This window comes from Planococcus alkaliphilus (assembly GCF_057031095.1).
In genome coordinates, this window is sequence record NZ_CM168060.1 from 2,430,226 (window position 1) to 2,443,509 (window position 13,284).

The 13,284-nt window shown below is 44.1% G+C and carries 13 protein-coding genes; 3 read left to right on the forward strand and 10 right to left on the reverse strand.

The genetic code is table 11. The features are described 5' to 3' along the window. Window positions 1–6 precede the first annotated feature (6 nt). Window positions 7–282, reverse strand: a complete 276-nt coding sequence (locus AC2EXB_RS13070) for a UPF0223 family protein (protein ID WP_235196667.1) — start codon at window positions 280–282, stop codon at window positions 7–9. Window positions 283–308: 26 nt separating this feature from the next. Continuing rightward, window positions 309–1,268, reverse strand: coding sequence for an NAD(P)H-dependent flavin oxidoreductase (locus AC2EXB_RS13075; protein WP_483601879.1), 960 nt, complete (start codon window positions 1,266–1,268; stop codon window positions 309–311). Between the two features lie 132 nt (window positions 1,269–1,400). Here AC2EXB_RS13075 and AC2EXB_RS13080 point away from each other — a divergent pair, with 132 nt between their 5' ends. Further along, the gene (locus AC2EXB_RS13080) at window positions 1,401–2,870 is read left to right on the forward strand and encodes an aminotransferase class I/II-fold pyridoxal phosphate-dependent enzyme (protein ID WP_483601881.1); all 1,470 of its coding nucleotides are present in this window, start codon (window positions 1,401–1,403) and stop codon (window positions 2,868–2,870) included. A gap of 77 nt (window positions 2,871–2,947) precedes the next feature. On the opposite strand, the gene AC2EXB_RS13085 is transcribed toward AC2EXB_RS13080, so the two are convergent. The 7 genes from AC2EXB_RS13085 to AC2EXB_RS13115 form a co-directional block, all read right to left on the reverse strand. Beyond that, window positions 2,948–3,805 carry a polysaccharide deacetylase family protein gene (locus AC2EXB_RS13085; RefSeq protein ID WP_483601883.1) on the reverse strand — a complete coding sequence of 286 codons (858 nt, stop codon included), beginning with the start codon at window positions 3,803–3,805 and terminating at the stop codon, window positions 2,948–2,950. 96 nt (window positions 3,806–3,901) lie between these two features. Further along, window positions 3,902–5,125, reverse strand: coding sequence for an ISL3 family transposase (locus AC2EXB_RS13090; RefSeq protein WP_483601885.1), 1,224 nt, complete (start codon window positions 5,123–5,125; stop codon window positions 3,902–3,904). 154 nt (window positions 5,126–5,279) lie between these two features. Continuing rightward, entirely contained in the window at window positions 5,280–6,689 is a 1,410-nt protein-coding gene (gene lpdA, locus AC2EXB_RS13095; RefSeq protein WP_052651049.1) for a dihydrolipoyl dehydrogenase, read from the reverse strand. A gap of 5 nt (window positions 6,690–6,694) precedes the next feature. Further along, the gene (locus AC2EXB_RS13100; protein WP_235196671.1) at window positions 6,695–8,065 is read right to left on the reverse strand and encodes a dihydrolipoamide acetyltransferase family protein; all 1,371 of its coding nucleotides are present in this window, start codon (window positions 8,063–8,065) and stop codon (window positions 6,695–6,697) included. A gap of 28 nt (window positions 8,066–8,093) precedes the next feature. Continuing rightward, entirely contained in the window at window positions 8,094–9,071 is a 978-nt protein-coding gene (locus tag AC2EXB_RS13105) for an alpha-ketoacid dehydrogenase subunit beta (RefSeq protein ID WP_235196672.1), read from the reverse strand. 3 nt (window positions 9,072–9,074) lie between these two features. Continuing rightward, complete coding sequence (gene pdhA / locus AC2EXB_RS13110; protein ID WP_052651046.1) at window positions 9,075–10,187, reverse strand: pyruvate dehydrogenase (acetyl-transferring) E1 component subunit alpha; 1,113 nt, start codon at window positions 10,185–10,187, stop codon at window positions 9,075–9,077. Between the two features lie 301 nt (window positions 10,188–10,488). After that, a complete protein-coding gene (locus tag AC2EXB_RS13115) occupies window positions 10,489–11,133 on the reverse strand; it encodes a YkyA family protein (protein WP_483601888.1) in 645 nt (214 codons plus the stop codon). A 281-nt stretch (window positions 11,134–11,414) separates the two neighbouring features. Here AC2EXB_RS13115 and def point away from each other — a divergent pair, with 281 nt between their 5' ends. Beyond that, complete coding sequence (gene def, locus AC2EXB_RS13120) at window positions 11,415–11,981, forward strand: peptide deformylase (RefSeq protein ID WP_235196675.1); 567 nt, start codon at window positions 11,415–11,417, stop codon at window positions 11,979–11,981. Between the two features lie 33 nt (window positions 11,982–12,014). Here def and AC2EXB_RS13125 read toward each other — a convergent pair whose 3' ends face one another. Further along, the gene (locus tag AC2EXB_RS13125) at window positions 12,015–12,785 is read right to left on the reverse strand and encodes a Cof-type HAD-IIB family hydrolase (RefSeq protein ID WP_483601890.1); all 771 of its coding nucleotides are present in this window, start codon (window positions 12,783–12,785) and stop codon (window positions 12,015–12,017) included. A gap of 284 nt (window positions 12,786–13,069) precedes the next feature. Between AC2EXB_RS13125 and AC2EXB_RS13130 the strand changes: the two genes are divergently transcribed. Beyond that, on the forward strand, window positions 13,070–13,282 hold the full coding sequence (locus AC2EXB_RS13130) for a DNA-dependent RNA polymerase subunit epsilon (RefSeq protein WP_235196677.1): 213 nt from the start codon (window positions 13,070–13,072) through the stop codon (window positions 13,280–13,282). The last annotated feature ends 2 nt before the right edge of the window (window positions 13,283–13,284 follow it).

Sequence of the window (13,284 nt, forward strand, 5' to 3'; positions counted from 1 at the left end):
AATTTTTTATTTTTTCATTTTGATGATTTCTTCGTCGCTTCGCGCTTTCATTTCTTTTATGACTGGAAAGCTGGCATAACCGCTTTCTTCTTCGAATTCCCGGAAATAGGTTTTCTCTTCTGCCATAGACGGCACAATTTCCTTGAACCGGCGATATTTCGCCATTAAACTCTGACGCTTCACTCCTTTCTCGTAAGCAAGTTCGATTGCTTCAAAAAAGGTGACCACGTCAACAATTTCCTCTGTTGTCCAGTCGATTGAAAAAGGGTATGAATAATCCATGCTATTTCCTCACTTTCGCCTCTTTGTCATATTGACCATCTTCGCCGAATTTCTTCAGCTTGCATTACCATCCGCTCAATCAATTCCTGCACAGATGGCACATCTTTGATCAGACCGGTGACCTGTCCGGCCCAGCCAAAGCCTTCTTCCTGTTTTCCTTCATAGATATATTTTTTGTTGGCTTCCCCACTGACATAATTTTTTATCGCTTCATAGCTTGGATGTTCCGCTTCAATTTCAAGAATCTTATCGGTCCAACCGTTCCTAAGTGTTCTTGCCGGGCTGCCGATGCTCTTTTTGATAATGACGGTGTCCTGCTCTGAACTGGCAATTAAAGCATTTTTATAAACTTCTGAAGCATGGACGCATTCTTTAGTTGCGATAAAGCGCGTTCCCATTTCAATGCCTTCCGCACCAAGTGCATGGGCAGCCATCCAACCACGGCCATCCCCAATGCCTCCTGATGCAATGACAGGGATTGTGACCGCATCCACCACTTGCGGAATAAGCACCATCGTCCCAATATCATCTCTTCCTAAATGCCCGCCGCCTTCATGCCCTACCACCATCACGGCATCGGCTCCGAGTTCCTCCGCTTTTACCGCTTGCCTTCTGGCCGCTACCAACACAAGTTTTTTAATCGGCGTTCCTTTCAGCTGTTTGAAAATCGGCGTCGGATTTCCACCAGTCATCGAAATGACCGGAACGTTTTCGTCAATTGCTACTTGAAGCATATGTGAAAATTCGCGTCCGTGATCGCCGATTGCAAAATTAACGCCAAATGGCTGATCTGTCAATTCACGTACTTTGCGGATTTCTTGTCTTAATTGCTCCGGTGCAGAAAGGCTCATTGCGGTAATTTGCCCCAGGCCACCAGCATTTGATACGGCTGCAGCAAGCTCGGCATATGCGAGATAAGCGAGCCCTCCTTGGATGATCGGCAAGCGTATACCTAGAAGATCCGTTATTCGTGTCTGAAATTGCATGAAATCATTCCCTTCTCTCTCTTTATTTTATTCGGCAGGCAAAAACAATTTCCTTTTATTTTTATAGTATAGCGTTAATCTACATGCTATAATTCTTTTTGTTTTCATTTTTATAAAGCGAGGTGGCCCTAAATGTCTCAATTAGAAACTCCGTTATTCGATGCACTCCTAAAACATCGAAACCGGCACCCCATTCAATTTCATATTCCTGGCCATAAAAAAGGCCAAGGCGTCGACCCGGCTTTCCGGGAATTTGTCGGCGATAATATTTTATCGATAGACTTGATCAATATCGCCCCTTTAGATGATTTGCATTCACCAAAAGGTGCGATTAAAGAAGCGCAGGAATTAGCCGCCAAAGCATTTGGCGCAGACTATACGTTTTTCTCTGTCCAAGGCACGAGCGGTGCGATTATGACCATGATTTTAAGTGTTGTTGGTCCGAACGATAAAATCCTGGTTCCGCGAAATGTCCATAAATCCATCATGTCCGCTATCGTATTCGCTGGCGCTATTCCGATTTTCATCCATCCTGAAGTGGATCCGGAACTTGGGATTTCCCATGGCATTTCTGCAGAAGCGGTAGAAAAAGCATTGATCGAATATCCTGATGCAAAAGCGGTCCTTGTCATCAACCCGACCTATTTTGGCGTCGCAGCTGACTTGAAACGGATTGTCGATATAGCCCATGACCGTCAAGTTCCGGTTTTGGTAGACGAAGCACACGGTGTCCATATTCACTTCCATAAATCATTGCCGATTTCCGCAATGGAGGCAGGTGCAGATATGGCGGCTACATCCGTCCATAAACTTGGCGGTTCTATGACGCAGAGTTCAGTATTGAATGTCCGCGCGGGCTTGGTTTCTGCTAAGCGCGTTCAATCGACGCTTTCCATGCTGACAACGACTTCAACGTCTTATCCGATTCTTGCATCATTGGACACGGCACGCAGACAGCTGGCGATCCACGGTTATGATTTGATCGATCATGCGATCCGTTTAGCACAGGATGCCCGCAAGCGAATCAATAAAATCGCCCATCTGCATTGTGTAGGCAAAGAGATTTTAAACAGCTCAGCCACCTATGATATGGATCCGACCAAATTATTGATCAGCGTAAAAAATCTTGGCATTACAGGCCATCAGGCTGAAGAATGGCTGCGGGAAAACGCCAATATTGAAATCGAATTGTCCGACCTTTACAATATCCTTTGCTTAGTGACCATCGGCGACAGCCGCAAGGAACTGAATTTGTTAGTGAATGCCCTTCAGCGGATGAGCGAGGCTTTCGAGAGCGACGCTGCAATCGTTGAACCGGTTGTTCTCTTGCCAGACATCCCGCGCCTTGCGATGACGCCGAGAGACGCTTTTTACGCAACCACTGAAGTCATCTCGATCGAGGAAGCCGTTGGCAGAATTTCAGCAGAGTTTATCATGGTTTATCCTCCGGGCATCCCGATTTTCATTCCGGGCGAAATCATCACCCAGGAAAACATTGAATACATCGATATGAACATCAAAGCAGGTTTACCGGTACAAGGGCCAGAAGACGATACGCTGCAAATGCTGCGGGTCATTAAAGAACAGCAGGCGATCCGTTAAAAATGCTTCGTGTTGCATCGAAGCTAATTAACTTAATGAAAAAAAGTCCGGAGCTTTCGCTTCCGGACTTTTTTAATTTACTCTTGAAGTTCAATTTCATGCGGATCGACGAACGTATAGCCTTTTGCTTTCAGGCCATCGACGATCCCTGGGAGAGCTGCAGCCGTCCATTCCCGGTCATGCATCAGCAAGTTTGAACCATTGCGTAGAAACTCTGTATTGATCATGATATCCGTTAGAGCCGCTGGGTCCATATACTGTTTTTCCCAATCGTAGCCATAGGACCAATTCATCAACATCATACCTTCTTGTTGCACCAGGGCACGGCTGAAGTCGGTATTGGCTCCATGCGGTGCACGGAAGAATTTCGGCTTTTCGCCGATTACTTGTTCAACTGTTTCATTAACAGCTAAAATCTCTTCTTTTTGCTGTTCATCAGAAATCGTCGTTAAATTCGGATGCGTCTGGGTATGGTTGCCGATTGCAAAGCCCATGTCATGAATTTTTTTCAAATTCTCTTTTTCTTCGTCACTATCCAAAAAATGGCCGTTGACAAAGAAAATAGCCGGTACACCTAACTCTTTCAATGTAGTCGCCATTTCCACCGCATGCTTGTCGGGTGCATCATCAATGGTCAGCAACACCGCTTCTGCCGGAGCATCTGCAATCGGCTCCACTCCCCAAGTTGCCGGATTCAAGCGATATTGTGGTTCTGCTTCTGCCGCTTCTTCGGCTTTTTCCACTTCCTCTTGTTCAGCCGCTTCTGCTTGTTCGCTATCTGCTTCATTTGCATTTTCAGTTTCTGCCGGCGTTTCTTCTGCCTGCTCTTCCACAGGTGCCGTTTCTTTTTCATCAGCAGTCTCAGCCTGTTCATTACTGCAAGCTGCAAGCAAGGCAATGCCAACTGCCAGTATTAACCATTTCATATGTACCATATCACTATCACCCTTTCGGTGCCATTCTATCATGAATAAAGGCATAAAAAAAGGGTTCTCCGTCAAATGTTGGGGTGAGGTGAAATCTTCCTCACTCTAACCAACGTGAACTCCCATATTCTTATACTTGTGTGTCAGTAGTATTTTGGCGCGGGCGCGTTCGAAATTCTGAAAGCCGAACGCGTTCCGCTTAATCACTTTTGTCAGGTTATTGATGCCTTCCAAGAAACCATTGGAATACTTGAACGAGAAGCTGTTCAAGATTTCCGTCTGCCAGTTTCGGAAGGTGCCCATGGCTTTCTGGAACTCGGGAATGCCCGCTTGTTCCACCAGCCGATAAAATTCCAGCAACGCTTCTTTGGTCTTGAGGATTTCCTCGGGATCTCTTTTTTTGCTTGCCTGAAACCACGTGCAATACGCTTCCTTCAGTTCGTAAGCTCGTTTGAGCTCCTCATCCATTTCAAGATACCGCTTCAAGTACCAACGGTCCTTTTCGGTTAACTTCTCACTGTTTTTGTAAAAGACGTAGCGCATCCGTTTGCCTTTTTTGCGGTCATAGTCGTTCCAACTTTTCTGCACGCGTCTGCGGACCGCGTCCAGCGCCCAGTAAATGTACCGGCAGAAGTGGAAGCGATCGGCGATGATCACCGGTTTGCCGAGTGCTTTTTTGACCGCGGCTTTAAAGGAATGGCTCATGTCCATGACGACGATTTCCACCGCAGCTCCGTGCTGTTGGAGATACTGTTTGATCGTCTCTTTTTTCCGGTTGGGCAGGATATCGATCGGTTCTCTCGTTTCGCCATCGGCGATAATCAGTTGGTACTTTCCTTCACGGGTGTCGCCTTTGTATTCGTCGATGGCGATCACACGCGGTAATTTTGCGGTTTCAGTAACTTCCTGGAGCGCCACCAGATCGAAACGCCGAACGATGGTCGAAGCGGAAGCGCCGTATTGTCCGGCCACTTCCTTGAACGTTTTCGCCTTGACGCTGCGCACATGAACCGCTTGGTTCCACTCTTTTGAGAACCGTTGATAGCGATCGATGAATGAATTCTTCTCGGCAAATTTCTTGCCACACGCCCCGCAAGCATAACGTCTTTTCTTGTAAAACAGGTAGGTCAGCCGTTCAAACCATTTCAGGTGCTTAATCTTTTGGATGCGGTAATCGTGGACACGCCGGGTCTTTTCCTGGCAGCGCGGACAGCTTTGGGCCCCCACCTCCAACTCCACATGTAGCGCCACACGGTCCTCCACTTGTTCCATTTTCGTTATTTTCACATCTTCTAATCCGGGAAATTTCATGGTAAAATTCAAGTGCACGCATCTCCTCTTCTTTACTTGTTATTCGACATTTCAAGTATAAAAGAATTTGGAGATTGCGTGTCTTTTTTTGGGCCGAATTGTTTCAACACCCCAACAATTAGTGTAGAACCAAAAAAAGAAACCCGCATGAAAATGCGGATTTCTTCTTTCATTATTTAATGATATGGATTGGAGTTCCAAGTGCCACTTCTGCAGCTTCCATTGTAATTTCAGCCAATGTTGGGTGAGCGTGGATCGTCATTGCGATGTCTTCGACTGTCATACCCGCTTCAATAGCAAGGCCTAATTCAGCGATCATATCAGACGCACCAGCACCAACGATGTGAGCACCAAGCAATAAACCATCTGATTTGCGTGAAACAAGTTTCACAAAACCTTCAGATGCATTCAATGCAAGTGCACGGCCATTAGCTCCGAATGGGAATTTAGCAGCAGCCGCTTCAAATCCTTGTTCTTTCGCTTGCTCTTCAGTTAAACCGACGCTTGCAAGTTCAGGATCTGTGAAGCAGACAGCAGGGATTGCCAAGTAATCCACTTCTGATTTTTCGCCAGCAATTGCTTCTGCAGCGACTTTACCTTCGTAAGATGCTTTGTGAGCAAGTTGAAGTCCAGGTACTACGTCCCCGATTGCATAGAAGTTAGGAATGTTTGTACGGCATTGTTTGTCGACTTCGATCAAACCGCGTTCAGACATTTTCACTCCGACTTCTTCAAGTCCCATTTCATCCGTGTTTGGACGGCGTCCAACTGTTACCAATACATAATCCGCTTCAACGGTTTTTTCTTCCCCGCCTGCTTCATATTTTACAGTAACGCCGTTTTCAGTTTCTTCTACACCTTTAGCAGATGCTTTAGTGATAACTTCAACGCCTTTTTTCTTCAAGCCTTTTTTGACGATAGCCGTCATTTGCTTTTCGAATCCAGCAAGAATATCAGGTGCACCTTCAAGGATAGTAACTTCTGATCCAAGATTTGCATAAGCAGTTCCAAGTTCAGTTCCGATATAGCCGCCGCCGATAACGACAAGTTTTTTAGGAACTTCTTGAAGTGCTAAAGCACCTGTAGAATTGATGACGCGTTTAGAGAATTTGAAAGTTGGAATTTCCACCGGGCGAGATCCTGTCGCAATGATTACATTTTTAAATGTATAAGTTTGCGATGATTTTTCGTCCATAACGCGTACTGAATTTTCATCTACGAAATAAGCTTCACCGCGAACGATTTCAACTTTATTTCCTTTTAGAAGCGATTCAACACCGCCAGTCAATTTTTTCACAACGCCGTTTTTGAATGCTTGCGCTTTTTCAAAGTTAATGGATACTTCTTTAGCGACAATACCCATATCATCTGAATGTTGAGCTTCTTCAAAACGGTGGCCCACTGAGATAAGCGCTTTCGAAGGGATACAGCCGACGTTCAAGCATACGCCCCCGATATATTCTTTCTCAACGATTGTTACTTTTTGGCCAGTTTGCGCTGCACGGATTGCTGCTACATATCCGCCAGGGCCTGAGCCGATGACGAGCGTATCTGTTTCGATTGGAAAATCTCCTACTACCATAATTTTTACGCCTCCATTAATAATAATTCAGGTTCGCTTAATAAGCGTTTGATGTGATTTAATGCGTGTTGCGCTGTTGCTCCGTCAATCATGCGATGATCAAAGCTCAATGATAATGCTAACACAGGTGCAGCAACAATTTCACCATTTTTAATTACTGGCTTCTCAGCGATGCGGCCAATTCCAAGAATTGCTACTTCAGGGTGGTTGATGACTGGAGTGAACCATTGGCCGCCGGCAGAACCGATATTCGTGATTGAGCACGAAGCGCCTTTCATCTCAGCAGCAGTCAATTTGCCTTCACGCGCTTTTGTTGCAAGTCCATTAATTTCATCAGAAATCGAGAAGACGGATTTACGGTCTGCATTTTTAATAACAGGAACCATAAGGCCTTTCTCAGTATCTGCTGCAATTCCGATATTGAAATAATGTTTTTGGATGATTTCGCTTGTTTCATCATCGAAAGACGTATTCAATGCCGGGAATTCACGCAATGTGCTTACCAAAGCTTTTACTACATATGGCAAATAAGTCAGCTTGATTTCTTTTTCAGCCGCAATATCCTTGAATTTTTTGCGGTGTGCGACAAGTTCTGTAACGTCCACTTCGTCCATTAACGTAACGTGAGGAGCTGTATGTTTTGAATGCACCATCGCTTTTGCAATCGCTTTGCGGATGCCTGACATCTTCTCGCGTGTTTCTGGGAAGTCGCCTTCAGGAACAGCCGGCGCTTTTGAAGCTGCTGGTTCTTTAGCAGATTCTTTTTCAACCGCTTCCGTTTCAGGAGCACTTTCAGCAACTGCTTGCTCTTGTCCACCGCTCAAGAACGTTTCAATATCTTCTTTCAAGATGCGGCCGTTATTGCCTGATCCTGAAACTTGTGTAATATCCACGTCTTTTTCTCTTGCGAACTTTCGGACTGAAGGCATCGCGATTACACGTGCATTCGGGTCAGCTGGCGCTTTAGCTTGAGGCTGTTCGCCGGCTCCCGTTTCAGCATTTTTAGGCGCTTCTTCTTTTACGGGTTCTTTTTCAACATTCTGAGCTGATTCAGCTGTTCCAGCTTGAACTTGCTCTTCTGTTTCTTCTTTGCTTTCAGAAGGGGCTGCATCTCCGCTTCCTTCGTTATCTGAAGCATCGTCGCTTTCGATCCGGACCAGCACGTCACCAACAACTGCTACCGTTCCTTCTTCAACGATGATCTCTTTGATTGTTCCTGATACTGGTGAAGGCATTTCAACAACTGCTTTGTCGTTCTGCACTTCAAACATGATGTCATCTTCTTCGATTCGATCTCCTGCTTTTACGAACCATTTTACGATTTCACCTTCGTGGATACCTTCTCCGATATCCGGTAAACGAAATTCAAAAGCCATTAGTTTCACCCTTTCTTTTCTAAACGAATTAGAACGTTAACACTTTCTTAGCTGTTTCTAGTATATCCTTCGAATTTGGAAGCCAAACTTGTTCAGCTTGTGAGAATGGGAAAATAGAATCTGGAGCCGTTACACGCAATACAGGAGCTTCTAGACTCAAAATTGCACGATCCATGATTTCAGCTACAACGTTTGCAGCAATACCCGCTTGTTTTTGCGCTTCTTGGACAACCATTGCGCGCCCAGTTTTTTCTACTGAAGCGACAATTGCTTCAATATCCAAAGGCTGGATTGTACGAAGGTCGATCACTTCTGCAGAGTAGCCTTCTTTTTCAAGTTCTTCGGCCGCTTTCAAACTTTCTTGCACCATTGCACCGTATGCAATAATCGTCAAATCTTTGCCTTCACGTTTAATATCCGCTTTCCCTAAAGGAATAGTATAAGCTTCTTCCGGAACTTCCTGGCGGCCTGAGCGATATAATTTCAAATGCTCAAGGAAAATAACCGGGTCGTTGTCGCGGATTGCAGAAATCAACAAACCTTTTGCATCATACGGAGTTGACGGCACAACCACTTTTAAACCTGGCTGTGAAGTCATCAGCAATTCTAGAGAGTCTGCGTGCATTTCAGGTGTGTGAACACCGCCGCCGAAAGGTGAGCGCAGTGTGATTGGTGCATTTAAGCTGCCGCCGCTGCGGAAACGCATACGCGCCATTTGGCCGCTGATTGAATCCATAACTTCATAAACAAATCCGAAAAACTGGATTTCGGGAACCGGACGGAAACCTTGCAGCGCAAGACCGATTGCAAGGCCGCCGATTCCTGACTCAGCCAAAGGCGTATCGAATACACGGTCTTCACCGAATTCTTTTTGCAATCCTTCTGTCGCACGGAAAACACCGCCGTTATTTCCTACGTCTTCCCCGAAAACTAGTACATTTTCATCGTTTTGCATCTCTGTTTTCAGAGCGTCGGTAATTGCTTGAACCATAGTCATTTGTGCCATCGCTTACTTCGACTCCTTTGCTTTGTAGATATCAAGTTGCTCTTGAACGTTGAATGGAACCTCTTCGTACATGATTTCCAATAGGTTAGTAACCGTTTGTTTCGGAGCACTATCGGCTTTTTTGACAGCCGCTTTAATTTCTTCTTTTGCTTTTTCAATTACTTCGTTTTCTTTTTCTTCGTTCCAAATGCCTTTCGCTTCTAAATATTTACGGAAGCGGATAAGCGGATCTTTCTTTTCCCATTCGCTGTCTGTGTCAGAAGTACGGTAGCGAGTCGGATCATCACCAGCCATTGTATGCGGGCCGTAGCGGTAGCAAAGCGTTTCGATCAATGTCGGACCTTCGCCACGAATTGCGCGTTCACGTGCATCGCGCGTTACTGAATAAACCGCTAATGGATCCATGCCGTCAACTAGAACGCCTGGGATTCCGGCAGCTACTGCTTTTTGTGCAATTGTTTTCGCAGAAGTCTGCAATTCACGCGGTGTAGAAATTGCATATTGGTTATTTTGTACAAAGAAGATGGCAGGTGCACGGAATGAACCGGCAAAGTTAATGCCTTCATAGAAGTCACCTTGTGAAGAACCGCCGTCTCCTGTATAAGTAACAGCAACTGCTTCTTTTTTGCGTTTTTGCATACCTAATGCCACACCAGCAGCTTGGATATATTGTGCGCCGATAATGATTTGCGGCGGCAAGATGTTCAAGCCTTCAGGCATTTGGTTCCCCATGAAATGTCCACGCGAGAACAAGAATGCTTGGTGCAATGGCCAGCCGTGCCAGATTAGTTGCGGAACATCACGATAGCCCGGCAAGATGAAATCTTCTTTTTTAAGCGCAAAATGAGACGCTAATTGAGACGCTTCCTGTCCAGCAGTCGGCGCGTAGAAACCTAGACGACCTTGGCGGTTCAATGAAATTGAACGCTGATCCAAAATACGCGTATAAACCATACGGCTCATTAATTCCTGTAATTCTTCATCGGATAATTTCGGGTCTGCCTGTTCGTTGACGATTTCGCCTTCTTCGTTCAGAACCTGGACCATTTCAAACTTTTCTTCAATTGCATGCAGTGTTTCCACTGGATCAAATTGCTGTGATTTTTTCGCAGCCATAAAAGCAACTCTCCTTTTATCTGTATTAAGATTTCTTTACTGATATAGTAATACAATTGCACATTCTTCTTCAGTATACGTTACTTGATTTGCATGGTCAATCATTGAGAACCGTTAGTTATCAAGCCTCTTTTATGGTAGTGAATAATCCTTTCCCAAAAACTGTACTACTGTTTTCCAAAGTACTGTATTATATGACAGAAAGAGATATCACCCTCTTTTATAGCACAGAAAAAGAGCTGCCTCAGTCTATCGGGCAGCTCTTTTTCATGCTTCTTTTTATTTAGCTGAACGTTTCGCCTTATTTCTCTTCTTTTTCCAGTTCTTCAATGACTTTGTCTTTCATCTCATTAAACTGTTCTGTCCGCTCATTGAAAACTTCGACAGATTCTTGGACAGCTGTATTTTTTTCATTCACTTCCATCGCTTTTTCCTGCAGCGATTGAAGTTCCGTTTCTTCGTTTAGGAGCATGTCGTACAATTCCTTTTGAAGGCCGGTCAGTTCTTCATACGCTGCGGCAAAATCCGAGTGCGCTTCAAAACGTTCCTGCATTTTCGTTTTCAGTTCCGTTAAATCGGTCTTCAGTGATTCTTCATCTGTTTCTTCAATCACAGCATCGATCGCTTTAAATTCTTCTTGGGCATCCTTAATCGATTCGTTTTCAGTTTTCAAAAGTTCTAAGCGCTGGTCAGCCGATTCCATCGCCTCTTCAGCTTTGCCACTCACTTCTTCTTGCTGTTCTTGAGTCAAGCCCATAATGGACTCGAATAATTGTTGTTCGTCTTTTTCCAGTTTTTCCATTTCACTTTGAGTATCCCGGTACTCTTTTTCAGCAGAAAATGTTTCCTGTAAGACATTATCCAATTCTTCACTGGCATTTTGCCCTGAACAAGCACTTAACAATAAAGCACTCGAGAAAATCGTAGCCATAAAAACTTTTTTCACAAAAAAACCTCCTTATTACATAAATTAACTATAATATTCACCGCACAAAAGCGCAAGCGCTCACCTGTTTCCACTAAACGCTATTTAACAGAAGATGCTTTACGTTAATGAAACGCTCTCAGCTAAAGGAATAAGCATACGAGTGCTTTTTTAGAAATCGCTCCCTATGTTGATAAAGCATGAAAATTAATCTGACTGTTAGAATTGCATTTTTCTTTCCGGGTGTCCCTTTCGTGCGTTATACTAAAGTGTAATGTGTCAGTACGAAAGGATGAATACACTTGATACTCATGAAAGATATAATTCGCGAAGGGCATCCTACACTCCGCCAACGTTCAGAGGAAGTAAGCTTCCCTCTTGCGGAAGAGGACCGCAAACTTGCTGAGGACCTTTTGCAATATGTAATTAACAGCCAAGATGATGAATTGATCGAAAAATACGATTTGCGCCCCGGTGTCGGGATTGCAGCTCCACAAGTCAATAAAGCTAAACGGATTTTTGCACTTCACTTTGATGAAACAAGCGGCGAAAACCTGAGTTTAATTGCCATCAATCCGAAAATCGTCAGCCATTCGGTGGAAAAAGCCTATTTAACCGCTGGCGAAGGCTGCTTGTCGGTAGACCGCGCTATTCCAGGATACGTTCCCCGATATGCACGCATTACCATCAAAGCTTTTAATATAGAAGGCGAAGAATACAAAATGCGTTTAAAAGGTTTGCCGGCTATTGCATTCCAGCATGAGCTCGATCATTTGAACGGAGTTATGTTCTTTGATCACATCAATCCTAAAAATCCATTTGCCGAAATTGAAAACGCCATGCCAATAGGAAGAGACTCGGATGAATAATCCGAGCCTCTTTTTATTTTGCCGCTATTCTATTTAAATCAGCTTCAAATGTTTGAATGCATTTGCAAGGCCGTCTTCATCTACGTGGTCCGTTACATAAGTCGCGCGTTTTTTCGTTTCTTCATGGCCATTAGCCATCGCCACGCTGACGCCCGCCTTCTCCATCATCTGCAAATCATTCAATCCGTCGCCAAAAGCAATCGTATCTTCGATCGTATGGCCGGTGGCGCGGATTAAATGTTCAATGCCGCTCGCTTTCGTTCCGCCTTTTGGCAAAATGTCGCAGGAAACCCGGTGCCAGCGGACAAATTGCATTTCTTTAAATGAATCATGGTATTGCTGCTCTTCATCTTCCTCGCAAAACACCAATGCCTGGTAAATTTCATTGTCTTTATGAAAATCTTCCACCATTTCAGGATGCGGAAATTTTAAGGTTTTGATGCTTTCATCGATATCCGGATGGTAATCAATCGACGAAACCATTTTCTTATCATTCATGAAAACAATCGGATGCGCCCGCTTTTCTGCAAATTCCACAATTGAAGACAAAATGTCTGTGTCCAATGCTTCGCGGTGAATGCACTCATCTTCATGGACAATGTATTGCCCGTTGAAAGTAATATATGTACGAATTCCTGTTTCCTGCAAAACTTTTTTAATCATAAAAGGTGCGCGCCCGGTAGCGATAGCTAAATCATGGCCATTTTCCTTCGCCTGAAGAAGCGCTGCTTTTGCACTTTCCGGAATTTCTTTTTTCGAATTCATCAAAGTTCCATCGATATCCAATAATAATAATTTACCCATACATCATTCTCCTATCAAATTTTTATCGTAAAACAGCACTCATTCTTTACATTTGTCTGAAAATACAGTATAATGCACCTAAGGAGTGAGATAGCCATGCTGAAACTGAAACGTATGAAAAGAAGACTTCTCAGACAGCTAAACGGCATTATGAACAAAAAGAAAATTGCATAATCGGTTTAGCCCTTCTTAATAAATAAGGAGGGCTATTCTTTATTTTAAAACACGGTCATGATAATATAAAGAAAGTGAATTTAATTGAACGTGCAAAAGGAGAGCAAATTATGATTTTTAAAGTATTGTATCAAGAAAACCGTGCAGAGGTACCAGTTCGCGAAAACACTAAGAGCCTCTATGTAGAAGCATCATCCGAGCGAGAAGTAAGATTCCACCTGAAAGACCGCAACTACAACATTGAATATATTCAGCTGCTTGAAGGAAGCCATTTGGAATACGAACAAGCCGGCGAAAATTTCGAAGTTGAGAGTTTGGACTAATT

What these genes read in the sequence shown, in the direction of transcription:
- AC2EXB_RS13070 (WP_235196667.1), bottom strand. Translation starts at nt 282, where the DNA reads ATGGATTATTCATACCCTTTTTCAATCGACTGGACAACAGAGGAAATT.
- AC2EXB_RS13075 (WP_483601879.1), bottom strand. Translation starts at nt 1,268, where the DNA reads ATGCAATTTCAGACACGAATAACGGATCTTCTAGGTATACGCTTGCCG.
- AC2EXB_RS13080 (WP_483601881.1), top strand. Translation starts at nt 1,401, where the DNA reads ATGTCTCAATTAGAAACTCCGTTATTCGATGCACTCCTAAAACATCGA.
- AC2EXB_RS13085 (WP_483601883.1), bottom strand. Translation starts at nt 3,805, where the DNA reads ATGGTACATATGAAATGGTTAATACTGGCAGTTGGCATTGCCTTGCTT.
- lpdA (WP_052651049.1), bottom strand. Translation starts at nt 6,689, where the DNA reads ATGGTAGTAGGAGATTTTCCAATCGAAACAGATACGCTCGTCATCGGC.
- AC2EXB_RS13100 (WP_235196671.1), bottom strand. Translation starts at nt 8,065, where the DNA reads ATGGCTTTTGAATTTCGTTTACCGGATATCGGAGAAGGTATCCACGAA.
- AC2EXB_RS13105 (WP_235196672.1), bottom strand. Translation starts at nt 9,071, where the DNA reads ATGGCACAAATGACTATGGTTCAAGCAATTACCGACGCTCTGAAAACA.
- pdhA (WP_052651046.1), bottom strand. Translation starts at nt 10,187, where the DNA reads ATGGCTGCGAAAAAATCACAGCAATTTGATCCAGTGGAAACACTGCAT.
- AC2EXB_RS13125 (WP_483601890.1), bottom strand. Translation starts at nt 12,785, where the DNA reads ATGGGTAAATTATTATTATTGGATATCGATGGAACTTTGATGAATTCG.
- AC2EXB_RS13130 (WP_235196677.1), top strand. Translation starts at nt 13,070, where the DNA reads ATGATTTTTAAAGTATTGTATCAAGAAAACCGTGCAGAGGTACCAGTT.